At 72.0% G+C, this 23,437-nt stretch carries 18 protein-coding genes and 1 pseudogene; 10 read left to right on the forward strand and 9 right to left on the reverse strand.

Annotated features, from left to right (window positions below; translation table 11 throughout):
• Nucleotides 1–103: 103 nt before the first annotated feature.
• Together JHAT_RS24835 and JHAT_RS24840 are read left to right on the forward strand one after the other, a co-directional pair.
• Nucleotides 104–1,099, forward strand: coding sequence for a RecB family exonuclease (locus JHAT_RS24835; protein ID WP_077800475.1), 996 nt, complete (start codon nucleotides 104–106; stop codon nucleotides 1,097–1,099).
• 14 nt (nucleotides 1,100–1,113) lie between these two features.
• A complete protein-coding gene (locus JHAT_RS24840; protein WP_077800476.1) occupies nucleotides 1,114–1,785 on the forward strand; it encodes a response regulator transcription factor in 672 nt (223 codons plus the stop codon).
• 93 nt (nucleotides 1,786–1,878) lie between these two features.
• Here JHAT_RS24840 and JHAT_RS24845 read toward each other — a convergent pair whose 3' ends face one another.
• From JHAT_RS24845 to metH, 3 genes are all read right to left on the reverse strand, one after another.
• Nucleotides 1,879–3,483 (reverse strand): ABC transporter substrate-binding protein, encoded by a 1,605-nt coding sequence (locus tag JHAT_RS24845; RefSeq protein ID WP_077800477.1) that lies wholly within the window; start codon nucleotides 3,481–3,483, stop codon nucleotides 1,879–1,881.
• A gap of 446 nt (nucleotides 3,484–3,929) precedes the next feature.
• Nucleotides 3,930–4,631, reverse strand: coding sequence for an HAD family phosphatase (locus JHAT_RS24850; protein ID WP_077800478.1), 702 nt, complete (start codon nucleotides 4,629–4,631; stop codon nucleotides 3,930–3,932).
• Nucleotides 4,632–4,770: 139 nt separating this feature from the next.
• Complete coding sequence (metH, locus tag JHAT_RS24855) at nucleotides 4,771–8,283, reverse strand: methionine synthase (RefSeq protein ID WP_077800479.1); 3,513 nt, start codon at nucleotides 8,281–8,283, stop codon at nucleotides 4,771–4,773.
• A gap of 388 nt (nucleotides 8,284–8,671) precedes the next feature.
• On the opposite strand from metH, the gene JHAT_RS24860 reads away from it, so the two are divergent.
• The 5 genes from JHAT_RS24860 (at nucleotide 8,672) to JHAT_RS24880 (ending at nucleotide 15,099) form a co-directional block, all read left to right on the forward strand.
• Nucleotides 8,672–9,436 (forward strand): IclR family transcriptional regulator, encoded by a 765-nt coding sequence (locus JHAT_RS24860; RefSeq protein ID WP_077800480.1) that lies wholly within the window; start codon nucleotides 8,672–8,674, stop codon nucleotides 9,434–9,436.
• Between the two features lie 342 nt (nucleotides 9,437–9,778).
• Nucleotides 9,779–10,573 carry an MIP/aquaporin family protein gene (locus JHAT_RS24865; protein ID WP_077800481.1) on the forward strand — a complete coding sequence of 265 codons (795 nt, stop codon included), beginning with the start codon at nucleotides 9,779–9,781 and terminating at the stop codon, nucleotides 10,571–10,573.
• Nucleotides 10,574–10,658: 85 nt separating this feature from the next.
• Nucleotides 10,659–12,197, forward strand: a complete 1,539-nt coding sequence (gene glpK, locus JHAT_RS24870) for a glycerol kinase GlpK (protein ID WP_077800482.1) — start codon at nucleotides 10,659–10,661, stop codon at nucleotides 12,195–12,197.
• Between the two features lie 8 nt (nucleotides 12,198–12,205).
• Entirely contained in the window at nucleotides 12,206–13,822 is a 1,617-nt protein-coding gene (locus JHAT_RS24875; protein WP_077800483.1) for a glycerol-3-phosphate dehydrogenase/oxidase, read from the forward strand.
• Nucleotides 13,823–14,112: 290 nt separating this feature from the next.
• Nucleotides 14,113–15,099, forward strand: coding sequence for a PAC2 family protein (locus tag JHAT_RS24880; RefSeq protein WP_077800484.1), 987 nt, complete (start codon nucleotides 14,113–14,115; stop codon nucleotides 15,097–15,099).
• 184 nt (nucleotides 15,100–15,283) lie between these two features.
• Here JHAT_RS24880 and mshC read toward each other — a convergent pair whose 3' ends face one another.
• The 4 genes from mshC to JHAT_RS24900 all read right to left on the reverse strand — a co-directional run bounded on the left by mshC (nucleotide 15,284) and on the right by JHAT_RS24900 (nucleotide 18,771).
• Nucleotides 15,284–16,513 (reverse strand): cysteine--1-D-myo-inosityl 2-amino-2-deoxy-alpha-D-glucopyranoside ligase, encoded by a 1,230-nt coding sequence (mshC, locus tag JHAT_RS24885; RefSeq protein WP_077800485.1) that lies wholly within the window; start codon nucleotides 16,511–16,513, stop codon nucleotides 15,284–15,286.
• Nucleotides 16,514–16,615: 102 nt separating this feature from the next.
• The gene (locus JHAT_RS24890) at nucleotides 16,616–17,446 is read right to left on the reverse strand and encodes an SCO1664 family protein (protein WP_171991037.1); all 831 of its coding nucleotides are present in this window, start codon (nucleotides 17,444–17,446) and stop codon (nucleotides 16,616–16,618) included.
• Entirely contained in the window at nucleotides 17,410–18,000 is a 591-nt protein-coding gene (locus tag JHAT_RS24895; RefSeq protein WP_077800487.1) for a DUF3090 domain-containing protein, read from the reverse strand. Before JHAT_RS24895 ends, JHAT_RS24890 begins: the two co-directional genes overlap by 37 nt.
• A gap of 84 nt (nucleotides 18,001–18,084) precedes the next feature.
• The gene (locus tag JHAT_RS24900; protein ID WP_077800488.1) at nucleotides 18,085–18,771 is read right to left on the reverse strand and encodes a histidine phosphatase family protein; all 687 of its coding nucleotides are present in this window, start codon (nucleotides 18,769–18,771) and stop codon (nucleotides 18,085–18,087) included.
• A gap of 61 nt (nucleotides 18,772–18,832) precedes the next feature.
• Between JHAT_RS24900 and corA the strand changes: the two genes are divergently transcribed.
• Nucleotides 18,833–19,828, forward strand: a complete 996-nt coding sequence (gene corA / locus JHAT_RS24905) for a magnesium/cobalt transporter CorA (RefSeq protein WP_077800489.1) — start codon at nucleotides 18,833–18,835, stop codon at nucleotides 19,826–19,828.
• Nucleotides 19,829–19,847: 19 nt separating this feature from the next.
• Here the strand turns inward: corA and JHAT_RS24910 are convergent, their stop codons facing one another.
• Both JHAT_RS24910 and JHAT_RS24915 read right to left on the reverse strand, forming a co-directional pair.
• Nucleotides 19,848–20,636, reverse strand: a complete 789-nt coding sequence (locus JHAT_RS24910) for a ferritin-like domain-containing protein (protein ID WP_077800490.1) — start codon at nucleotides 20,634–20,636, stop codon at nucleotides 19,848–19,850.
• Between the two features lie 226 nt (nucleotides 20,637–20,862).
• Nucleotides 20,863–21,918, reverse strand: coding sequence for an LLM class F420-dependent oxidoreductase (locus JHAT_RS24915; protein WP_077800491.1), 1,056 nt, complete (start codon nucleotides 21,916–21,918; stop codon nucleotides 20,863–20,865).
• A gap of 112 nt (nucleotides 21,919–22,030) precedes the next feature.
• On the opposite strand from JHAT_RS24915, the gene JHAT_RS24920 reads away from it, so the two are divergent.
• Nucleotides 22,031–23,017, forward strand: coding sequence for an aldo/keto reductase (locus JHAT_RS24920; RefSeq protein WP_077800496.1), 987 nt, complete (start codon nucleotides 22,031–22,033; stop codon nucleotides 23,015–23,017).
• Nucleotides 23,014–23,437 (forward strand): annotated as a pseudogene (locus tag JHAT_RS24925) (DNA helicase RecD); the annotation flags it as partial. The gene JHAT_RS24920 and the pseudogene JHAT_RS24925, both read left to right, overlap by 4 nt.

Genomic DNA, 23,437 nt, shown 5'->3' on the forward strand with positions numbered 1-23,437 from the left:
GTCGCGGCCCGTTCCGCCCCGGCACCCGGTGCTTCCCCGTCCGCCGCACGGGTACCGGCCGCGGCTGGGTCACTGTCGGTGGCGGGCCGTAAGGTCTGTGGGTATGGAGACGAGCATCGAGGACGCCGCGGAGGACGCCGGCGGCCGCGCCCCGGCGCCGGCGGCCGCGGCGGAGGCAGCAGGAGCGAGCGGGGACGCGCCGGTCGCCGCCGGCCCACAGCCGTCCGGGCCCGCACCCGTGCCCGTCGCCGTGGCGCCCGCCTCGCTGTCGCCGTCACGGGCCGGCGACTTCATGCAGTGCCCCCTGCTGTACCGGTTCCGGGTGATCGACCGGCTGCCGGAGAAGCCCAGCGAGGCGGCGACCAGAGGCACCCTGGTGCACGCGGTGCTCGAGCGGCTCTTCGACGCGCCCGCGGCCGAGCGCACCCCGCCGCGGGCCAAGGAGCTGATCCCCGGGCAGTGGGACCGGCTGCGGGAGACCAGGCCCGAGGTCGGGGAGCTGTTCGCGGACGACCCGGAGGGCGAGCGGATGGCGCAGTGGCTCGCCGAGGCGGAGCGGCTCGTCGAGCGGTGGTTCACCCTGGAGGACCCGAGCCGGCTGGAACCCGCCGAGCGGGAGCTGTTCGTCGAGGCCGAGCTGGACTCCGGACTGCGGCTGCGCGGCATCATCGACCGGGTCGACGTGGCCCCCACCGGCGAGGTGCGGATCGTCGACTACAAGACGGGCAAGGCGCCCCGGCCGCAGTACGCCGAGGACGCGCTGTTCCAGATGAAGTTCTACGCGCTGGTGGTGTGGCGGCTGAAGAAGGTCGTCCCGCGGCGGCTCCAGCTCGTCTACCTCGGCAGCGGTGACGTGCTCACGTACGATCCGGTCCCCGCCGACCTGGAGCGGGTCGAGCGCAAGCTGCTGGCCCTGTGGGAGGCCATCCGGCTGGCGACCGAGACCGGTGACTGGCGGCCGCGCCCCACCAGGCTGTGCGGCTGGTGCGACCACCAGGCGCACTGCCCGGAGTTCGGCGGCACTCCCCCGCCCTACCCGCTGCCGGTGAGGGCGGCCGGGTCGGGCACCACCGAGCAGGGCACAATGGGGCCGGACTAGCGAAGGAGACTTACGTGGCCATCCGTGTCCTATTGGTCGACGACCAGCCGCTGCTGCGCACGGGCTTCCGGATGATCCTGGAGGCGGAGCAGGATCTCGCGGTCGTCGGCGAGGCCGGAGACGGCCTCCAGGCTCTCGACCAGGTGCGGGCTCTGCAGCCCGATGTGGTGCTGATGGACATCCGCATGCCGCGGATGGACGGCGTGGAGGCGACCCGGCAGATCACCGGCCCGGAGCGGGACGGTCCGGCCAAGGTGCTGGTGCTGACCACCTTCGACCTCGACGAGTACGTGGTGGAGGCGCTGAAGGCGGGTGCCAGCGGGTTCCTGCTGAAGGACGCCCCGGCCAACGAACTGGTGCAGGCGATCCGCGTGGTGGCGAACGGCGAGGCGATGCTCGCGCCGAGCATCACCAGGCGGCTGCTCGACAAGTACGCCACCCACCTGCCCTCCGGTGACGAGCCGGCGCCGGACACGCTGCACACGCTGACCGACCGCGAGGTGGAGGTCCTGAAGCTGGTGGCGCGTGGTCTGTCCAACGCGGAGATCGCCGCCGACCTGTTCGTCAGCGAGACCACCGTCAAGACCCACGTCGGGCACGTGCTGACCAAGCTCGGGCTGCGCGACCGGGTGCAGGCCGCGGTGTACGCGTACGAGAGCGGGCTGGTGCGCCCCGGCGCGCAGTAGACCTCGGTTCGCCCGCCGGCGCGAACCCCGAAGGGCGCCCTCTTCCGGGAAGAGGGCGCCCTTCGTGTGTACGGCGGCCGGTCGCCGGGTGCGTCAGTCGCTCACACCGCGGGCCAGCTCCCACAGCTGCAGCGAGGAGGCGGAGTTGATGGCGTAGGCGGTGCCGGTGACGTCGTCGCGGGCGGCGACGTACTGCTTGCCCTGCCACAGGGGGATCAGCGGGACGTCGTCGGCGATGGCGTCCTGGATCCGGGTCAGGCTGTCGACGGCGGACAGGCGGTCGGCCTCACGCCGGGACTGCGGGATCAGGTGGTTGATGACCTCGGAGTTCGCGTACGGCGAGTTGAGGGCGTTGTCCTTGTCGAGGAACGGCGCCAGGAAGTTGTCGGCGTCCGGGAAGTCCGGGAACCAACCCATGCCGAAGACGTCGTACTCGCCCTTCAGTTCGGCCGGGTTGAAGACCTTCCAGGGGATGCCCTTGATCTCGACGTCGAACAGCCCGCTGTCGTTCAGCTGCTTCTGCAGCTGTTCGAACTCCTGCTTGGTCGCGGCACCGTAGTGGTCGGTGGTGTAGTGCATCGTCAGCTTCACCGGCGTGGCGATGTCCGCGGCCTCCAGCAGCGCCTTGGCCTTGCTCACGCTCGGGTCGCCGTACTTGTTGAAGAACGAGTTGGAGTGGCCGGTGATGCTGGCCGGAACCATCGAGTACAGCGGCTCGGCCTGGGAGCCGTAGACCGCGGAGACGAGCTCGCTGCGGTTGACGAGCTGGGCCACCGCCTTGCGGACGGCCTTGTCCTTCACGGTCGGGGCCTCGGTGTTGAAGCCCAGGTAGCGGATCTCGAGACCGGCCACCTCGATGATGTCGACGTCGCCGCCCGTCTCGTTGGTGAGCTTGCGGACCTGGTCCGGCGTCATCGCGCGGGTCATCAGGTCGATGTCGCCCTTCTCCAGCGCGGCGCCCATGGTCTCGGCGTCGGCGAAGGACACTATCTCGGCCTTGTCGTTGTTCACCTTGAGACTCCCCTTGTAACGGGGGTTCTTGGTGAACACGGCCTTGGCCAGTTCGCCGTCCTTGACCTCGGGCTTCATGGTGTACGGGCCGGAGCCGTCCACCTCGAAGCCGTCGCGCAGGCTGCCCTTCTCGTAGACGTCCGGGTTGACGATGCCGGCGACCGGGGTGGACAGCTTGAACGGGAAGGTGGCGTCGGCGGTGTTGAGGTGGAAGATGACCTCGCGGTCGCCCTGGGTCTCCACGGTGTCGATGGTGGACAGCAGCGAGAACACGCCGGTGTCGGCCTTGAGGGAGAGTGCGCGTTCGATCGAGTACTTCACGTCGGCCGCGGTGACCGGGTCGCCGTTGGCGAACGTGAGGCCGTCACGCAGGGTGCAGGCGTAGCGCTCGTTGCCGGTGTCGGTGAATCCGCACTTCTCCGCCGCCTCGGGGACGGGCTCGCCGTCGCCGCGCGGCTGGACCATCAGGGTCTGCACGGTCTGGCGCAGGATGTTCCAGGCGCCGACGTCGTAGGCGTAGGCCGGGTCGAGGGGCGCGGGAGCCTCCTTCGAGGCGGTGAACCGGTCCGTGGTGCCGACGACGACCGCGTCCCCGCCGCCGCTGCCGCCGTCGGACCCGCCGCAGGCGACGAGTACCGGGGCGAGCAGGCCGACGACGGCCGGCAGCACCAAAGTCTTGCGGTTCATGCTCGAGTTTCTCCAGAGCTGTCGGGTCCGTGCATGCGGCATACAGGGGTGTCGCAGGCCGATCACGGGGGTAGTGGCTGAGGTTCTCGCGACGAGATTAGTCCGCGCTCGCACGGGGGTTGGCAGCCCCCGGAGCCGAGCGCTCATCACGGAGCGAAACCGGGCGTGGACACACCGAAAACCCGACAGTGGAAGGATTAGTGCAGCGCTTCACCAATCAGGACACATGGGCGCGTCGACAACGTTCTCCCGGCGGGGGTCTGCACAGCCGCACCCGCCTGTCGACCCCTGTCGGGGTGGCGAACGTCACATGGCGGGTGGTTTCGGCGGCTGCCGGATCCGGCCGACGTGGCGGTCGCTCCTCGCCCGGTGCGCGGCTCCCGGACCCGGTCGCAGGACCGTTCGCGCACCGTCCCGGGCGATGTCTGCACATGCTGCGCGGGCGTTCAGCCCACGTACGCGATCAGGCCGCGCAGGAAGGTCAGGTCGACCTCTTCCAGCGAGCGCACCACGGTGCGCCGGGCGGCCGGGGTGATGGGGGCGACCGAGGGGACGGCCACCACGTGGCAGCCGGCGGCCTCCGCGGCGGCGACTCCGGTCGCGGTGTCCTCGACGACGGCGCACCGGGCCGGGTCCACGCCGAGTCCGGCGGCGGCGGCCAGGTAGGGGTCGGGGTGGGGCTTGGTGCGCGGGACCTCGTCGCCGGCGATGGTGAGCGCGAAGTGGTGGCGGCCGAGCGAGGCCAGGACACGGTCGATGATGCGCCGGTGCGAGGCGGAGACCAGGGCGGTCGGGACCTCGTGCTCGGACAGCTCCGCGAGCAGCCGGGCCGCGCCCGGCATGAGGGGCAGGGCGCGCCCGATGCGCTCCTCGAAGCCGTCGTTGAGCAGCACGCTGAGTTCGGCGAGCGAGATGTCGGCACCGGTGGCCTCGATGAGGAAGCCCGCGCTGCGGGTCATGGGACCGCCGACCACCACATGGCGCCAGGAGTCGTCGAGGGGGTGGCCGAGGGAGGCGAAGACCTCCTTCTCGACGTCCCACCAGAAGCCCTCGGTGTCCACGAGGGTGCCGTCCATGTCCAGCAGCACGGCTTGCAGGGCGGAGCCTTCGGCCGTACGGGTTCCGAGCGCGGGGACCGTACTGGTCATCCACGTACCTCCTTGAGGGACGATCAGGCCGGTTCCCTCGAAGGGAACCGGCCTGCGGTGGACCGACCAGTGTACGTCGCACGGGATCAGAACGCCTGGTGTGGCGCTCGAAGCGGTCCGGACGGGGTCCGCACCGGCCTCAGCGGGCGTTGAAGTACTTGGCCTCCGGGTGGTGGATCACGATGGCGTCGGTGGACTGCTCGGGGTGGAGCTGGAACTCCTCCGAGAGGTGGACGCCGATGCGCTCCGGCCGGAGCAGGTCGGCGATCTTCGCCCGGTCCTCCAGGTCGGGGCAGGCACCGTAGCCCAGGGAGAAGCGGGCGCCCCGGTACTTCAGGGCGAACATGTCCTCCATCTGGGCCGGGTCCTCGCCGGCGAAGCCGAGTTCGGAGCGCACGCGGGCGTGCCAGTACTCGGCGAGGGCCTCGGCGAGCTGGACGGACAGGCCGTGCAGTTCCAGGTAGTCGCGGTAGGCGTTGGCCTGGAACATCCGGGCCGTCTCCTCGCCGATCCGGGAGCCGACGGTGACGACCTGGAAGCCGACGACGTCCCTCTCGCCGGACTCCTCCGGGCGGAAGAAGTCGGCCAGGCACAGCCGCCGGCCGCGCCGCTGGCGGGGGAAGGTGAAGCGGGTGCGCTCGTTGCCGGCCTCGTCCAGGACGATCAGGTCGTCGTCCTTGGAGACGCAGGGGAAGTAGCCGTGGACCACGGCCGCCTCCAGCAGGTTCTCCGTCTGGAGGCGGTCCAGCAGACCGCGCAGCCGGGGCCGGCCCTCGGTCTCGACGAGCTCCTCGTACGAGGGTCCCTCGCCGGTGCGGGCCTGCTTCAGGCCCCACTGGCCCTTGAAGAGGGCGCCCTCGTCGAGCCAGGAGGCGTACTCCTTGAGCTGGATGCCCTTGACGACGCGGGTGCCCCAGAACGGCGGGGTGGGCACGGGGTTGTCGGTGGCGACGTCGGAGCGGACGTGGCCCTCCTCGGGCCGCTCCTCGATCTCGACGGTGGCGGCCCGCACGCGGCGCTGCTTCAGCTCGGGGAGCTTGGCGCCGGGCACGCCGCGCTTGATGCCGATCAGGGCGTCCATGAGCCGGAGACCCTCGAAGGCGTCGCGGGCGTAGCGGACCTCGCCGTCGTAGATCTCGTGGAGGTCCTGTTCGACGTAGGCGCGGGTGAGGGCGGCGCCGCCGAGGATGACGGGGTAGTCGGCGGCCAGGCCGCGCTGGTTGAGCTCCTCCAGGTTCTCCTTCATGATCACCGTGGACTTGACCAGGAGTCCGGACATGCCGATGACGTCGGCCCGGTGCTCCTCGGCCGCCTCCAGGATCGCGGAGACCGGCTGCTTGATGCCGAGGTTGACGACCGTGTAGCCGTTGTTGGACAGGATGATGTCGACCAGGTTCTTGCCGATGTCGTGGACGTCGCCGCGCACGGTGGCCAGCACGATGGTGCCCTTGCCCTCGTCGTCGGTCTTCTCCATGTGCGGCTCCAGGTGGGCCACCGCACTCTTCATCACCTCGGCGGACTGGAGCACGAACGGCAGCTGCATCTGTCCGGAGCCGAACAGTTCGCCGACGACCTTCATGCCGTCCAGCAGCGTCTCGTTGACGATGTCCAGGGCCGGGCGCTCCTTCAGGGCGTCGTCCAGGTCCTGCTCCAGGCCGTTCTTCTCGCCGTCGATGATGCGCCGCTTGAGGCGCTCCTCCAGCGGCAGTGCGGCCAGTTCCTCGGCCTTGGAGGCCTTCAGCGACTTCGCGGTGGCGCCCTCGAAGAGCTGCATCAGCTTCTGCAGCGGGTCGTAGCCCTCACGGCGGCGGTCGTAGATCAGGTCCAGCGCCGTGGTGACCTGCTCCTCGTCGAAGCGGGCGATCGGCAGGATCTTGCTCGCGTGCACGATCGCCGAGTCCAGGCCCGCCTTGACGCACTCGTCCAGGAAGACGGAGTTGAGCAGGATGCGGGCGGCCGGGTTCAGGCCGAAGGAGATGTTGGACAGGCCCAGCGTGGTCTGCACCTGCGGGTGGCGCCTCTTCAGCTCGCGGATGCCCTCGATGGTGGCCACACCGTCCTTGCGGGACTCCTCCTGGCCGGTGCAGATGGTGAAGGTCAGGCAGTCCACCAGGATGTCCGACTCGCGGATGCCCCAGTTGCCGGTCAGGTCCTCGATCAGCCGCTCGGCGATCTCGACCTTCTTCTCGGCGGTGCGGGCCTGGCCCTCCTCGTCGATGGTCAGCGCGATCAGCGCGGCGCCGTGTTCGCGGGCCAGTTGCGCGACCTTGGCGAAGCGGGACCCGGGTCCGGCGCCGTCCTCGTAGTTGACCGAGTTGATCACCGCGCGGCCGCCGAGCTTCTCCAGCCCGGCCCGCAGGACCTCGACCTCGGTGGAGTCCAGCACGATCGGCAGCGTCGAGGCGGTCGCGAACCGCCCGGCCAGCTCCTCCATGTCGGCCACCCCGTCCCGGCCGACGTAGTCCACGCACAGGTCCAGCATGTGCGCGCCCTCGCGGATCTGGTCGCGGGCCATCTCCACGCAGTCGTCCCAGCGGCCGGCCAGCATCGCCTCGCGGAACTTCTTCGAGCCGTTGGCGTTGGTGCGCTCACCGATCGCCAGGTAGGAGGTGTCCTGCCGGAACGGCACCGTCTGGTAGAGGGAGGCCGCACCCGGCTCGGGACGCGGGTCGCGCTCGGCGGGGGTGAGACCGCGCACCCGCTCCACGACCTGCCGCAGGTGCTCGGGGGTGGTGCCGCAGCAGCCGCCCACCAGGGACAGCCCGTACTCGCGGACGAACGTCTCCTGCGCGTCGGCCAGCTCGGGCGCGCTCAGCGGGTAGTGCGCGCCGTCCTTGCCCAGGACCGGCAGACCGGCGTTGGGCATGCAGGACAGCGGGATGCGGGAGTGCCGGGCCAGGTAGCGCAGGTGCTCGCTCATCTCGGCCGGGCCGGTGGCGCAGTTCAGGCCGATCATGTCGATGCCCAGCGGTTCCAGCGCGGTGAGCGCGGCGCCGATCTCCGAGCCGAGGAGCATGGTGCCGGTGGTCTCGACGGTCACCGACACGATCACGGGCAGGTCGAGGCCGAGGGCGTCCAGGGCGCGCCGGGCGCCGAGCACGGAGGCCTTGGTCTGCAGCAGGTCCTGGGTGGTCTCCACCAGCAGGGCGTCGGCGCCGCCGGCGACCAGGCCCTCGGCGTTGCGCTGGTAGGCGTCGCGCAGGGTGGTGTACGGGGCGTGACCGAGGGTGGGGAGCTTGGTGCCGGGTCCCATGGAGCCCAGCACCCAGCGCTGCCGGCCGTCGCGGGCGGCGAACTCGTCGGCGACCTCGCGGGCGACCCGGGCGCCGGCCTCGGACAGTTCGTGGACGCGCTCGGGGATGTCGTACTCGCCGAGGGCGGAGTGGTTGGCGCCGAAGGTGTTGGTCTCCACGCAGTCGACGCCGGCGGCGAAGTACTCCTCGTGCACTGAGCGCACGATGTCGGGCCGGGTCAGGTTCAGGACCTCGTTGCACCCTTCCAGCTGCTGGAAGTCGTCGAGCGAGGGGTTCTGCGCCTGGAGCATGGTGCCCATCGCCCCGTCGGCGACCACCACACGGGTGGCGAGCGCCTCGCGGAGGGCGGACACGCGGGTCCGGGTGTCGGCGGACGGGGTGGACGGCGACGAGGCCATGAAGGGGCTCCCTAGGATGCGACGGCTGTCGGCTTTGCGCTTCCCGGTGCCGCCCGTCGGGGACGTTCCGGGAGAGAACGCACGCCGTCAGGGTAGCCGGGAGTCGGGACCGGTGGCCGGGGCGTCCACGAGGCGGACGAGGACGGAGGGCCGGATGCCCTCCCCCAGGGGTGACGCCGGCGTCCGAAGGGGTGAACCCCGCGGCCCCGTCCGCCGCCGAGACCGGCGGGGCGGAGGGCGCCCGGGGCCCGGCGGAAGGCGGTCCGGGTGCAACAGTTGCCCCCCGACCATTAGCGGGAGGTCGGCATGGACCGGTAGTGTTCGGCATTGCCGAACGACGTCAGCGACGCCGAGGTCGGCAGTCGAAGGGGACGGAGGCAGTACGTCGATGGCACGGAACATCCAGTCGCTCGAGCGGGCGGCCGCGATGCTGCGCCTGCTCGCGGGCGGCGAGCGGCGGCTCGGCCTGTCGGACATCGCCTCGTCGCTGGGTCTGGCCAAGGGCACCGCCCACGGCATCCTGCGCACCCTCCAGCAGGAGGGCTTCGTGGAGCAGGACGAGGCCTCGGGGCGCTATCAGCTGGGCGCCGAGCTGCTGCGCCTGGGCACGACCTACCTCGACGTGCACGAGTTGCGGGCGCGCGCCCTGGTGTGGACGGACGACCTTGCCCGGTCCAGCGGCGAGAGCGTCCACCTCGGCGTCCTGCACCAGCAGGGCGTGCTGGTCGTCCACCACGTCTTCCGGCCCGACGACAGTCGGCAGGTCCTGGAGATCGGGGCCATGCAGCCGCTGCACTCCACCGCCCTGGGCAAGGTCCTGTCGGCGTACGACCCGGTCGCGCACAGCGAGGCGCTGGAGGCCGAGCGCAAGGCGTTCACCGACCGGACCGTCTGCGAGCCGGAGGGGTTCGAGCACGTCCTCGACATCACGCGCGCGCGTGGCTACGCGGCCGACGTGGAGGAGACGTGGGAGGGCGTCGCGTCCATCGCCGCCCCCGTCCACGACCGGCGCCGCATGCCGGTCGGCGCGGTCGGCATCACCGGCGCCGTGGAGCGGCTGTGCCGGGACGGCGAGCTGCGGCCGGAGCTGATCGCGGCGGTACGGGACTGCGCCCGTGCGGTGTCGCGGGACCTGGGCGCCGGGCGGTTCTGAGGCGCGGACACGCGGGTGGGGCCGGGACGCCGGGTGGCGTCCCGGCCCTCGGCCTACCCTGAAACGGACATTCGTCGCCGCGGTCCGCGAATCCCCCGCGCGGAGACCGATAACCCGTAGCGATCAATAACGATCGTGCTTTCGATAACAGAACTCTTGACGCACGCGTGACGCCGAAGCGAGACTCCCGTCCATCGGTCGGCATTGTCGAACACCTACCGGCAATACGCGTTAGAGTGTGACAACGCCAAGGGCCGCCATCGCTCTCACACCGAGGGCGCCGGAACACCCGGAGGGACCCGGGGTTCGGCTTCCCCTGGACGAAGGACAAAGGAGTCGCGGGTGTCCAGCTCCGACATCTTCATCGGCGAGACCATCGGTACCGCCATACTCATCCTGCTCGGCGGCGGTGTCTGCGCCGCCGTGACGCTCAAGGCCTCCAAGGCCCGCAACGCCGGCTGGCTCGCCATCACCTTCGGCTGGGGCTTCGCCGTCATGACGGCGGCGTACATCTCCGGCCCGCTGTCCGGCGCGCACCTCAACCCGGCCGTGACGGTCGGCATCGCGATCAAGGACGGCGACTGGAACAACGTCCCGACCTATTTCGCGGGTCAGCTCCTCGGCGCCATGATCGGCGCGGTTCTGGTCTGGGTCGCCTACTACGGCCAGTTCCAGGCCCACCTCACCGACCGTGAGATCGTCGGCGGCCCGGGCGCGCAGGACACGGCGGCCAAGGCCGTCGAGGCGCAGGAGACCGGGGCCGGACCCGTGCTGGGCGTCTTCTCGACCGGGCCCGAGATCCGCAACGTGGTGCAGAACCTCGCCACGGAGATCATCGGCACCTTCGTCCTGCTGCTCGCCATCCTCACCCAGGGCCTCAACGACGAGGGCAACGGCCTCGGCATCCTGGGCGCACTGATCACCTCGTTCGTGGTGGTGTCCATCGGTCTGTCCCTCGGCGGTCCGACGGGCTACGCGATCAACCCGGTCCGCGACCTCGGCCCGCGCATCGTCCACGCCCTGCTGCCCCTGCCCAACAAGGGCGGCTCCGACTGGGGCTACGCCTGGATCCCGGTCGTCGGCCCGCTGATCGGCGGAGCGATCGCGGGAGGTGTCTACAACGTCGCGTTCGTCTGAGCGGTCCTCCGCCCGTCAAGCACCGATCCGCAGCACACGCACCGTACGCACCGGCCGCCACACCACGGAAACCCAGGAGCACACAGTGACCGACGCCCACACCGCAGGCCCCTTCATCGCCGCCATCGACCAGGGCACCACCTCCTCCCGCTGCATCGTCTTCGACCGCGACGGCCGCATCGTCGCCGTCGACCAGAAGGAGCACGAGCAGATCTTCCCCAAGCCGGGCTGGGTCGAGCACGACGCCACCGAGATCTGGACCAACGTCCAGGAGGTCGTCGCCGGGGCGGTCGAGAAGGCCGGCATCACCCGCGACGACATCAAGGCCATCGGCATCACCAACCAGCGCGAGACCACGCTGGTCTGGGACAAGAACACCGGTGAGCCCGTCCACAACGCCATCGTCTGGCAGGACACCCGCACCGACGCCCTGTGCCGCGAGCTGGGCCGCAACGTCGGCCAGGACCGCTTCCGCCGCGAGACCGGCCTCCCCCTCGCCTCCTACTTCGCCGGTCCCAAGGCCCGCTGGCTGCTCGACAACGTCGACGGCCTGCGCGAGCGCGCCGAGGCGGGCGACCTGCTCTTCGGCACCATGGACACCTGGGTCATCTGGAACCTGACCGGCGGCGTGAACGGCGGCAGGCACGTCACCGACGTCACCAACGCCTCCCGCACCCTGCTGATGAACCTGCACACCATGGAGTGGGACCCGCGCATCTGCGAGTCCATCGGCGTGCCGACGCAGATGCTCCCCGAGATCCGCTCCTCCGCCGAGGTCTACGGCGAGATCAAGGGCGGCAGGCTCGGCGACCTGCTCGGCGGCGTTCCCGTCGCCTCCGCGCTCGGCGACCAGCAGGCGGCCCTGTTCGGCCAGACCTGTTTCTCCGAGGGCGAGACCAAGTCCACGTACGGCACCGGCACCTTCATGGTGATGAACACCGGTGACAAGATCATCAACTCGTACTCGGGCCTGCTGACCACGGTCGGCTACAAGATCGGCGACCAGGACACGGTCTACGCCCTGGAGGGCTCGATCGCCGTCACCGGCTCGCTGGTGCAGTGGATGCGCGACCAGATGGGCCTGATCTCCACCGCCGCCGAGATCGAGACGCTCGCCCTGTCGGTCGAGGACAACGGCGGCGCCTACTTCGTGCCGGCCTTCTCCGGCCTGTTCGCCCCGTACTGGCGCTCCGACGCCCGCGGTGTGATCGCCGGTCTGACCCGGTACGTCACCAAGGCGCACCTCGCGCGCGCCGTCCTGGAGGCCACCGCCTGGCAGACCCGCGAGATCGCCGACGCCATGACGAAGGACTCCGGCGTCGAGCTCTCGGCCCTCAAGGTCGACGGCGGCATGACCTCCAACAACCTGCTGATGCAGACCCTCGCCGACTTCGTGGACGCCCCCGTGGTGCGCCCGATGGTCGCCGAGACCACCTGCCTCGGCGCCGCCTACGCCGCCGGCCTCGCCGTCGGCTTCTGGAACAGCACCGACGACCTGCGCGCCAACTGGCGGCGGGCCGCCGAGTGGACCCCCCGCATGGACGCGGAGACCCGCGACCGTGAGTACAAGAGCTGGCTCAAGGCCGTCGAGCGGACCATGGGCTGGCTCGAGGACGAGGAGTAAGAACCGCCATGACCAGCCAGTCCACCCTGCAGTCCGTGCCTGCCCTGGGGACGCACCCGGCGTCCGGCTCGAATCCGAGCCGCGCCGAGACCCGGGAGCAGCTCTCCAAGGCGTCGTACGACCTTCTCGTGATCGGCGGCGGCATCCTGGGCATCTCCACCGCCTGGCACGCCGCGCAGTCCGGTCTCAGGGTGGCCGTGGTCGACGCCGGCGACTTCGCCGGCGCCACCTCCTCCGCCTCCTCCAAGCTCCTCCACGGCGGTCTGCGCTACCTGCAGACCGGCGCGGTGAAGCTGGTGGCGGAGAACCACTTCGAGCGCCGTGCGGTCTCCCGCCAGGTGGCCCCCCACCTGGCGAACCCGCTCACCTTCTACCTCCCCGTGTACAAGGGCGGGCCGCACGGCGCGGCGAAGCTCGGCGCCGGTGTCTTCGCGTACTCGGCGCTGTCCGCCTTCGGCGACGGCGTCGGCCACCTGCTCTCCCCGGCCAAGGCCGCGCAGGACGTGCCGGAGCTGCGCACCGACAACCTCAAGGCCGTGGCCGTGTACGGCGACGACCAGATGAACGACGCCCGCATGGCGCTGATGACCGTCCGCGCGGCGGTCGACGCGGGCGCGGTCGTCCTCAACCACGCCGAGGTCACCGGCCTGCGCTTCACCAAGGGCCGGGTGACGGGCGCCGAGCTGAAGGACCGGCTGTCCGGCGACGAGTTCGGGGTGAACGCCCGCCTGGTGCTCAACGCCACCGGCCCCTGGGTCGACCACCTGCGCCGGATGGAGGACCCGAACGCGGCGCCGTCCATCCGGCTGTCCAAGGGCGCGCACCTGGTGCTCAAGCGCACCGCGCCCTGGAAGGCGGCGCTGGCGACCCCGATCGACAAGTACCGGATCACCTTCGCCCTCCCCTGGGAGGACATGCTGCTGCTCGGCACCACGGACGAGGAGTTCGAGGGCGACCCGGGCGACGTCGCGGTCAACGACAAGGACATAGCCCAGATCCTCGACGAGGCCGCGTTCTCCATCCGCGACCAGCAGCTCGACCGGGACCTGATCACCTACTCGTTCGCGGGTCTGCGCGTGCTGCCGGGCGGTCCCGGGGACACGGCGAAGGCCAAGCGCGAGACGGTCGTCACCGAGGGCCGGGGCGGCATGCTGTCCGTCGCGGGCGGCAAGTGGACCACCTTCCGCCACATCGGCCGCACGGTCATGAAGAAGCTGGAGGCGCTGCCCGGCCACCCGCTCGGCGACGACTTCGAGCCGATCTCCTCGCTGCCGAAGAAGCTGCCGCTGCCCGGCGTCGCCAACCCGCGGGCCGTGGCGCACCGGCTGCTGGTGGACGGTCCGGCGCCCGGCCCGCGCATGGCGGCGGACACCGCCAAGCACCTGGCCACCCACTACGGTTCGCTGGCCTTCGACATCGCCCGCATCGCCAACGAGAACCCGGAACTGGCCGAGCGCGTCCACCCCGACGCCCCGGAGATCTGGGCGCAGGTCGTGTGGGCCAGGGACCACGAGTGGGCCGAGACGCAGGACGACGTGCTGCGCCGCCGGACGACGCTGACCATCCGCGGCCTGGCCACGGACGAGGTCCGCGCGAAGGTCCAGGACCTGCTCGACGGGAAGTAGGGCCGCCGGAGGCGGTCTCCGCCGGCCGGACGGCCCCGCGCGGCCCAAGGGGCGCCTCCCCGCACGGAGGCGCCCCTTCCGCCTCGGCGGACCCGCCCCGCCGCGCGCCGCGTCCACCGGCCGCCGGGGCCGGACGAGTTGCCCCCGGCGCCGCGTGGGCGGCGGGGTGTCCGGAGGCGGTGCACGGGGCAGTGATCCGTTCACTCCCCCGTGCAAGGGGGCTGCGGGCGTCCCCTCGGCACGCCGTAAGGTTGGGGGGTACGCGAGGGCACGTCGGAAGGAGGCGCTGGGTGATCGAGCTCGAGGGGGTTCCCGAGCTGATCGACCCGGTCATGGTGGCCGCGTTCGAGGGCTGGAACGATGCCGGTGACGCCGCCTCCGCCGCGGTCGCGCACCTGGACAGGGAGTGGAAGGGCGAGGTCTTCGCGGCGCTGGACGCCGAGGACTACTACGACTTCCAGGTGAACCGCCCCACGGTGTTCATGGACGGCGGGGTCCGCAAGATCACCTGGCCGACGACCCGGCTCTCGGTGGTCCGCGTCGGCGGTGACAAGCCGCGCGACCTCGTCCTCGTCCGTGGCATCGAGCCGTCCATGCGCTGGCGCTCGTTCTGCAACGAACTGCTCGGCTTCGCCCACGAACTGGGCGTGGAGCTGGTCGTCGTGCTGGGCGCCCTGCTGGGCGACACCCCGCACACCCGTCCGGTGCCGATCAGCGGGACCACGTCGGACGCCGACCTGGCCCGGCGCATGGGTCTGGAGGAGACCAAGTACGAGGGCCCCACGGGCATCGTCGGCATCCTCCAGGAGGCGTGCACGCACGCGGGCGTACCGGCCGTGTCGCTGTGGGCGGCGGTGCCGCACTACGTGTCGCAGCCGCCCAACCCCAAGGCGACGCTGGCCCTGCTGAACCGTCTGGAGGACCTGATCGACGTGCGCATCCCGCTGGGCGAGCTGCCCGAGGACGCGCGCGCCTGGCAGGTCGGCGTGGACCAGCTGGCCGCGGAGGACAGCGAGGTCGCGGAGTACGTGCAGTCGCTGGAGGAGGCCCGGGACACCGCGGAGCTTCCGGAGGCGTCGGGCGAGGCGATCGCCCGGGAGTTCGAGCGGTACCTGCGGCGCCGGGACGGCGGCTCCGGGCCGGGCGGGCACGCCACGGCGGACGGCGGCGACGGCACGCCCGGCTCCCCCTTCCTGCGGGACAACCCGAGCGGCCGCACCCGCCCGCCGAGGCCGCCGAAGCCGGGCGGGGACGACGAGGAGTCGTCGGAGGAGTGACGGGGCGGGGCGCGCACGCCCCGACCCCGGCGCACCCCGGTTCCGGTCCGCCGCCACGACGTCGTGAAGGGCCGGCCCCACGGGCCGGCCCTTCGGTGTGCGGACGTCCGCGCACCACCGCACACAGGGGCGGGGGCCTCCGCGGACGTCTGCCGCGAAGGCCCCCTCGTCCCTCGTCCGGGCCCTACAGCGCGACGCCCAGCAGTGCGTCCACCGCGCGGGAGACGACGCCGGGCGCGCCGGTGTCCGTGCCGCCGCTCTCCTGCTGGAGGGCGGCCCAGCGGTCGACGGCGTCCAGCGCGGCCGGGGAGTCCAGGTCGTTCGCGAGGGCCTCGCGGATCTCCTCGACGAGCGCCTCCGCGGGCGGGCCGTCGGGCCTGGACACGGCGGCACGCCACCGCTCCAGCCGGGCCACGGCGTCCCGCAGCACCTGGTCGGTCCACTCCCAGTCGGAGCGGTAGTGGTGGGCGAGCAGCGTGAGCCGGACGGCGGCCGGGTCGACGCCGTCGCGGCGCAGCTGCGACACGAAGACCAGGTTGCCCTTGGACTTCGACATCTTCTCGCCGTCGAGGGCGACCATGCCGGCGTGCACGTACGCCTTGGCCATGGGGAACTCACCGGTGAGCACCTGGGCGTGCGAGGCGCCCATCTCGTGGTGCGGGAAGGCCAGGTCGGATCCGCCGCCCTGGACGTCGAAGCCCATGCCGAGGTGGTCGAGGGCGATGGCCACGCACTCGATGTGCCAGCCGGGGCGCCCGCGGCCGAGGGAGCCGCCGTCCCAGCTGGGCTCGCCCTCGCGTGCCGCCATCCACAGCATCGGGTCGAGCGGGTTCTTCTTGCCCGGCCGGTCCGGGTCGCCGCCCCGCTCGGCGGACAGCAGCCGCATGGCGGCCGCGTCGAGGTGGGAGACGCCGCCGAAGTGGGGGTCGGACTCGACGGAGAAGTAGACGTCCCCCTCGAGTTCGTAGGCGGCGCCGGCGTCGCGCAGGCGCTCGACGAGCGGGACGATGCCGGGTATGGCCTCCACGGCGCCTATGTAGTGCTTCGGCGGGAGCATGCGCAGCGCGGTCATGTCCTCGCGGAAGAGGGCGGTCTCCTTCTCGGCGAGGGCGGTCCAGTCGACGCCGTCCCGCTCGGCCCGCTCCAGGAGGGGGTCGTCGACGTCGGTGACGTTCTGGACGTAGTGGACCTGCCGCTTGGTGTCGAGCCACACGCGCTGCACGAGGTCGAACGCGTTGTAGGTCGCCGCGTGCCCCATGTGGGTGGCGTCGTACGGGGTGATGCCGCAGACGTAGATACGGGCGACGGGACCGGGGTCGAGGGTGACGAGGCCGCCGGTCGCGGTGTCGTGGATCCTCAGGTCGCGGCCCTGACCAGGCAGGGCGGGGACCTCGGAAGCGGGCCAGGCATGCATGTCATGAGCCTAACCGGACGGATGTTCCGTCCACGAACCGGACCGGACCGGATGGCCGGTAAGGCGCTCTTGCGCGATACCGGCCGTTGTGCGGGTCGGGCACTACACGGGCGGCCAGGGGATGGCCGGCCACTCCCCGCCCGGTTCCGGGTGCTTCCCGGACTCCAGGAGGGCACCGACACGCGCGCGCGTGGCGTCCAGTTCGGCGGGGGTGATCAGCTCGCCGAGCCGGGCCGCCAGCGGTGCGCCGTCCTCCAGGGCCTCCTGGAGGGCGTCCAGCGCCGCCCGGGCCTCCGCGGTCAGCGGGTCGCCCGCCCAGCCCCACAGGAGCGTGCGCAGCTTGTTCTCGGCGTGGAACGTCACCCCGTGGTCGATGCCGTAGAGCCGCTCACCGGCGGCGGGCAGCAGGTGGCCGCCCTTGCGGTCGGCGTTGTTGACGACGGCGTCCAGGACTGCGAGCCGGCGCAGCCGCTCGTCGTCGGCGTGCACGAGCAGCGCCGTGCGGCCCTCGCCGACCTCGGCGAACGCGACGGCCTTCCAGCCGGGGCCGGGCTCCTCGGCGTCCACCAGGGCGAGCAGTTCCGACTCCGGCACGGCGTCGATCCACAGCTGGACCATGCCCTCGCCGTACGGGCCGTCGCGCAGCACGGTGGGCGGCACGAGGCCCCAGCCGGTCGCCTCGGAGACCTCGTAGGCGGCGACCTCGCGCTGGGCGAGCGTGCCGTCCGGGAAGTCCCACAGGGGGCGCTCCCCCGCCACGGGCTTGTAGATGCAGGCCGCCTCGCGTCCCTCGTGCGCCACCGTGCAGTACAGCGCCGCGTTGGAGGCCTCGCGGATGCGGCCCCGCACGGTCAGCTCGCCCCGGGCGAGCAGCTCGGCGGTCGCCGCGTCGGCGGTCACGCTCCGCGGCGGTATCCGTTCTGGCGCGGACATACGTGTCCTTCCGGGTCGAGCGGGAGGCTGCACAGCGGGCACGGCGGCCGCCCGGCGTTGACGACGTCGAGGGCGCGCTTGGCGAAGGCCCTGGCCTGCGCGCCGGTGAGGCGGACCCGGAGCATCGGGGGGCCGTTCTCCTCGTCCTGGAGGAGCCGTTCCTCGGCCTCGGCCAGGTCCTCCTCGGACTCGGCCTCGATCTCGACCAGGGCCTGCGCCTCGACGATCATGCACTGGTCCTCGCCGTCCCAGGCGAGCGCCATGGTGCCGACCCGGAACTCCTCCTCGACCGGGGTCTCCAGCGGCGCCGTGTCGGCGGCCTCCGCGGGGGCCACGGCGGGTACGACGGTGCTGCCGCCGCTGCGCCGCACGACCTCGTCGAGGAGCTCGTCCATGCGTTCGGCGAGCGCGGCGACCTGGGTCTTCTCCAGTGCCACGCTGGTCACCCGGGAGCCGGCGATGGCCTGGAGGAAGAACGTACGGCGTCCGGGAAGCCCGACCGTGCCGGCCACGAAACGATCCGGTTGGTCGTAGAGGAACACCTGACGGGACACGTCCTGTCTCCATGGGAAGTCGGGGGAAGCGGGAATCGGGGGGCGGTCACTGCTGCGATCGCTTCACCCTACTGCGGCCGACGATCACGGTGCGCCCGCACCACCACCGACCGGGGCGTCGCCCTCCGCGGCCTCCTCGCGCGGCGCCAGGGAGGCGAAGTCCCCGGTGTCGCCGAGGCGGACGAGGAACGGCCGCAGCCGGGTGTAGCGGATCGCGGTGACGGAGCAGGGCTCGACGGAGATGCGCTGGAAGAGGTCGAGGTGAAGGCCGAGTGCCTCCGCTACGAGGGACTTGATGATGTCGCCGTGGGAGCACATGAGGTAGACGGCGTCGGCGCCGTGGTCGCGCTCCACGCGCGCGTTCCACTCGCGTACCGCCTCGGCGGCGCGGGTCTGCATGGCGCGCATCGACTCGCCGCCGGGGAACGCCGCCGCGGAGGGGTGCGCCTGCACGACCTCCATCAGGGGCTCGTCCTTGAGTTCGGCGAGCTTGCGGCCGGACCAGTCGCCGTAGTGGCACTCCCCGATCCGTTCGTCGGTGTGCGCCCGCAGGCCGGGGCGGGCGTCGAGCAGGGGCCGGACCGTCTCCTGACAGCGCTGCAGCGGGCTGACGACGACTTCGGCGAGCGGCAGGCCGGCGAGTCGCCCGGGCAGCGCGGCGGCCTGAGCGGCCCCGCGTTCGTCGAGGGCGACGCCGGGCGTCCAGCCGGCGAGCAGCCCCTCGGTGTTGGCGGTGGAACGTCCGTGCCTAACCAGGATCAGCGTGGGCATGCGGCCAGGGTAGGCGCACCACGCGGTGCGAGGGCGACGGGGTGAGAGGAGACCGCGTTCGGTGATCGTCGACTGTGCCGTCTACCGGGGCGGGCACCGGACGGACGGGCCCGAGGACTTCTCCGACGCGCTCGGCGAGGCGCGGGAGGCGGGCGGCTTCGTGTGGATCGGGCTGCACGAGCCGACGGAGGAGGAGTTCGACCTGGTCACGCAGGAGTTCGGGCTCCACCCCCTGGCCGTGGAGGACGCCCTGAAGGCACACCAGCGGCCCAAGCTGGAGGTGTACGAGGACTCGCTCTTCGCCGTCCTCAAGCCGGTGGTGTACGAGCCGGAGAGCGACGCCGTGTCCACCGACGAGCTCATGCTCTTCCTGGGCGACGGGTTCGTGGTCGTCGTCCGGCACGGCGAGGGCGCTCCGCTGAAGGCGGTGCGACAGCGCCTGGAGCAGGAGCCGGAACTGCTCGGCAAGGGGCCCACCGCCGTGCTGTACGCGATAGCGGACGCCACCGTCGACCACTACCTGGACGTGGCGGTCGAACTGCAGACCGACCTGGAGGAGCTGGAGGCGGAGGTCTTCTCGCCGGACGGCGGCGGCTCGCGGCACACCGCGTCCCGGATCTACAACTTCAAGCGGCAGGTCCTGGAGTTCCGCCGCGCCACCGGGCCGCTGGCACCGCCACTGGCCCGGCTGGCCGGCACGGGGACGTTCGGCACCGGTGTGCCGTTCGTGAACGACAGGGCCCGGCCCTTCTTCCGGGACGTGAGCGACCACCTCACCCGCGTGAACGAGTCGGTGGAGGCCCTGGACCGGCTGGTCTCGGACATCCTGTCGGCGCACCTGGCGCAGACGGGCGTCCGGCAGAACGACGACATGCGGAAGATCTCCGCGTGGGCGGCCATGGCCGCGGTGCCGACGATGCTCGCGGGGGTCTACGGCATGAACTTCGAGCACATGCCGGAACTGCGCTGGGTGTGGGGCTATCCGGTGGTGATCGTCGTGATGGCCGTGCTGGAGGTGCTGCTGTTCCGGACGTTCAAGCGGCGGGGCTGGCTGTAGCGCGGCGCGTGCCGGTCCCTCAGACGGTCTCGGGGGCCGCGGTCGCGGGACCGCCCAGCGCGTTGCGCCGCTCGGGTGTCCGCAGGGTCACCATCCGGCGCCAGCCGACCAGCCGCTCGTAGGCGTACGTCGCGTGGATGCCCGCCGCGAGCAGCGCCGACCTCGTCCGCGACCAGCCGAGCAGACGGCCCATGCGGGCCATCACCGCGAGGCTGACGTCCCGGTGGACGCGGATCTCGGCGTGCGCGCACTCGCGCAGCGTCCGCCGGATGCGGCGGCCGTGTCCGGCGGCGGCGTAGCGCAGCAGTTCCTCGTGGGAGTAGGCGAGGTGGTTGTCCTCGTCGGCCGAGATCACGCGCACGGCCCGCCCCAGGTCGGGATGGTCCGCGAAGTGCTTGAGGAGCATCGCCATCTGCTCGGCCGCGCGCTGCTCGGTGACCCTGCTGTGCGCGAGGTAGGTGATGACGTCCCGCACGGTCAGGGGCCGGTCGGCCGCGAGCTTCTCGTGGGCGAGGCCGATGCCGCGCCGCTCCAGGAGCATGGTGTAGTCGGTGTCGGGGGGCACGTCGACGGGTTCGAGGCCGCGCTTCCTCAGCAGGGCGTTGAAGATCCGCCCGTGTTTGTCCTCGTCCGCGCCGTGCCGGGCGATCTTGGGGGCGAGGGAGCGCTCGCTCTCCGGCACCAGCGCCGCGATGCGCGCGTTCTCCCAGCCGCCCTGCGACTCGCCGCCGGCGGCGATGGAGCAGAAGAGACGGAACGACTCGTCGTTGTCGAGGATCTCCTGGAACAGGCTCTTGGCCGAAAGCATCGCTGGCACCTCTCTGCCTCCGCGGTCCCCGCGAAGAACGAGTCAAGTGCGGGACGCGGAACACGGCAACAGGTGTGACGGGCGAGTCCGCCGAACGAAGGAGGGCGTGCGTGCGAGGGAGGCGTGACCACACGCGCGCGGACGCGTTGGTCCGCGTGGCGGCCGTGGCGGGGAAGACCCCCGAGCCCCCACCACGGCCGCAGGATCCTTCGGGGTGCCGCCGCCCTCAGGTGAGGCCGGCGCGCTCCAGGGCCTCGGTGCCGGCACGGAGCGAGGCGATCCGCTCGTCCAGGGTGAAGCCCGCGGGAGCGAGGGTCAGCGTGGTGACACCGGCGGCGGCGTACGCCTTCATCCGGTCCGCGATCCGGTCGACGCTGCCGAGCAGGGTCGTCCGGTCGATCAGGTCGTGCGGTACGGCCGCGGCGGCGCCCTGCTTGTCGCCGGACAGGTACTTGTCCTGGATCTCGGCGGCCTCGCGCTCGTAGCCCATGCGCTGGGCGAGCTGGTTGTAGAAGTTCTGCTTGCGGCTGCCCATGCCGCCCACGTAGAGCGCGGTGTAGGGGCGGAAGGTGTCGGCGAGCGTGGTGACGTCCTTGTCGTCGCCGAGGGCGAGCGGCAGCGTGGGGACGACGTCGAAGCCGTCGAGGGTCTTCCCGGCCTTCTCGCGTCCGGCGCGCAGGTGCCGGACCGCGGTCTCCTCCAGGTGGTCGGCGGACGGGAAGATGAGCAGGGCGCCGTCGGCGATCTCGCCGGTCTGCTCGAGGTTCTTCGGGCCGATCGCGGCGATGTACAGCGGGATGTGCTCGCGCTGCGGGTGCACGGTCAGCTTGATCGGCTTGCCGGGGCCGCCGGGCAGCGGCAGCGTCCAGTGCTGCCCCTCGTACGACAGCCGCTCCCGGGTCATCGCCTTGCGCACGATCTCGACGTACTCGCGGGTGCGGGCGAGCGGCTTGTCGAACTTCACGCCGTACCAGCCCTCGGACACCTGCGGTCCGGAGACGCCGAGGCCGAGGCGGAAGCGGCCACCGGAGAGGGAGTCGAGGGTGGCGGCCGTCATCGCGGTCATGGCCGGCTGGCGGGCGGGGATCTGGAAGATGGCCGAGCCGACGTCGATGCGTTCGGTCTGCGCGGCGACCCAGGTGAGCACCGTCGCGGCGTCCGAGCCGTAGGCCTCGGCGGCCCAGCACACGGCGTAGCCGAGCCGGTCGGCCTCCTTGGCGACGGCCAGGTTGTCCGCGTCCATTCCGGCACCCCAGTAGCCGAGGTTGATCCCGAGCTGCATGGCCGATTCCCCTTACCGATCAGTAACGTCTGTGGTGCCCCGACCCTAGCGCGCATATCCGGTCGTCCACAGGCCCCCACGGCACAAGCCGTGGCCAGTAATGTCGGCGTTCATGGAGCAGAGGCATCTCGGCCGCACCGGCCTGCGCGTGTCCCGCATCGGGCTGGGCACCCTCACCTGGGGCAGGGACACCGACGAGCACGACGCGGCGGACCTTCTGAAGACCTTCTGGGAAGCGGGCGGGACGCTCGTCGACACCGCGGACGTGTACGGCGACGGAGAGGCCGAGTACCTCCTCGGCCGGCTCATGGAGGGCCTGGTGCCGCGCCGGGACCTGGTGATCTCGACCAAGGCGGGCAGCGTCCCGGACCCCGACCGCCGTTTCGACGGCTCGCGCGGCCACCTGCTCTCCGCGCTGGACGCCTCCCTCGCCCGGCTCGGCACGGACCACGTCGACGTGTGGCACCTGCACGCCTTCGACCCGCACACGCCGCTGGAGGAGACGCTGCACGCCCTCGACGTGGCGGTCGGCAGCGGCCGCGCCCGTTACGCCGGGGTCTCCGGCTTCTGCGGCTGGCAGCTCGCCAAGGCGGCGACCTGGCAGCTGGCGGCGCCGGGCGTGCGCACCCGGCTGGCGAGCACGCAGATGGAGTACTCGCTGCTGCAGCGCGGCGTCGAGCGCGAGGTGCTGCCGGCCGCCCTGGACCTGGGCATCGGTCTGCTGCCCTCCTCGCCGCTGGGCCGGGGGGTCCTCACGGGCAAGTACCGCAAGGACGCGGTCCCGCCGGGCTCCCGGGGCGCCTCGGAGCACCTGGCCCCCTTCGTCGAGCCCTACCTCGACGACGCGGCCGGTCACATCGTGGACGCGGTGGCGACGGCGGCGGACGGGCTCGCGGTGACCCCGCTCCAGGTCGCCCTGGCCTGGGTCCGGGACCGGCCCGGGGTGGTCGCCCCGATCATCGGCCCGCGCAACGCGCAGCAGCTCACGGCGGCGTTGTCAGTGGAGGCCCTTAGTCTTCCTGACGAGATCCGCCGGGCGCTCGACGACGTGTCGGCGCCCGTGCACCGCTATCCCGATCACGACTGGAGCACGCTGTGAGCACGCAGCCCGAACCCGCCGAGGACACCGCGGACGCCGTGGACGCCGAGCCGGGAACGCCGGGCGCCGCGCAGGAGGCCGAGCGGAGCGACGCCGCGGACGGGGCCCCGTCCGGCGGTGGGGCCGCCGACGCGGAGGCTGCCGGGGAACCGCGGGCCGGGGAGCCCGACGACACCGATGCCGAGGGGACCGCCGGGGAGGGCGGGTCGCCGGCCGCCGAGGACGCGCAGGGGGCCGGGGACGGCGCCGGTACGGCGGGTGAGGACGCGGCGGCCCGGCTCTCCGAGGCCGAGGCCGAGCTGGCCGCCCAGCGGCTGGAGCGGGAGCGGATCGAGCGGCGCAAGGCCGAGAAGCGGCAGCCGATCGACAGCGGTGGCAAGCTCAGCGGCACGGCGGCCGAGCTGCTCGCCGCCGTGCCGC

The organism is Streptomyces sp. JHA26 (assembly GCF_002005565.1).
Classification (GTDB): Bacteria; Actinomycetota; Actinomycetes; order Streptomycetales; family Streptomycetaceae; genus Streptomyces.

What these genes read in the sequence shown, in the direction of transcription:
- JHAT_RS24835 (WP_077800475.1), top strand. Translation starts at nt 104, where the DNA reads ATGGAGACGAGCATCGAGGACGCCGCGGAGGACGCCGGCGGCCGCGCC.
- JHAT_RS24845 (WP_077800477.1), bottom strand. Translation starts at nt 3,483, where the DNA reads ATGAACCGCAAGACTTTGGTGCTGCCGGCCGTCGTCGGCCTGCTCGCC.
- JHAT_RS24850 (WP_077800478.1), bottom strand. Translation starts at nt 4,631, where the DNA reads ATGACCAGTACGGTCCCCGCGCTCGGAACCCGTACGGCCGAAGGCTCC.
- metH (WP_077800479.1), bottom strand. Translation starts at nt 8,283, where the DNA reads ATGGCCTCGTCGCCGTCCACCCCGTCCGCCGACACCCGGACCCGCGTG.
- JHAT_RS24860 (WP_077800480.1), top strand. Translation starts at nt 8,672, where the DNA reads ATGGCACGGAACATCCAGTCGCTCGAGCGGGCGGCCGCGATGCTGCGC.
- JHAT_RS24875 (WP_077800483.1), top strand. Translation starts at nt 12,206, where the DNA reads ATGACCAGCCAGTCCACCCTGCAGTCCGTGCCTGCCCTGGGGACGCAC.
- mshC (WP_077800485.1), bottom strand. Translation starts at nt 16,513, where the DNA reads ATGCATGCCTGGCCCGCTTCCGAGGTCCCCGCCCTGCCTGGTCAGGGC.
- JHAT_RS24890 (WP_171991037.1), bottom strand. Translation starts at nt 17,446, where the DNA reads ATGTCCGCGCCAGAACGGATACCGCCGCGGAGCGTGACCGCCGACGCG.
- JHAT_RS24900 (WP_077800488.1), bottom strand. Translation starts at nt 18,771, where the DNA reads ATGCCCACGCTGATCCTGGTTAGGCACGGACGTTCCACCGCCAACACC.
- JHAT_RS24910 (WP_077800490.1), bottom strand. Translation starts at nt 20,636, where the DNA reads ATGCTTTCGGCCAAGAGCCTGTTCCAGGAGATCCTCGACAACGACGAG.
- JHAT_RS24915 (WP_077800491.1), bottom strand. Translation starts at nt 21,918, where the DNA reads ATGCAGCTCGGGATCAACCTCGGCTACTGGGGTGCCGGAATGGACGCG.
- JHAT_RS24920 (WP_077800496.1), top strand. Translation starts at nt 22,031, where the DNA reads ATGGAGCAGAGGCATCTCGGCCGCACCGGCCTGCGCGTGTCCCGCATC.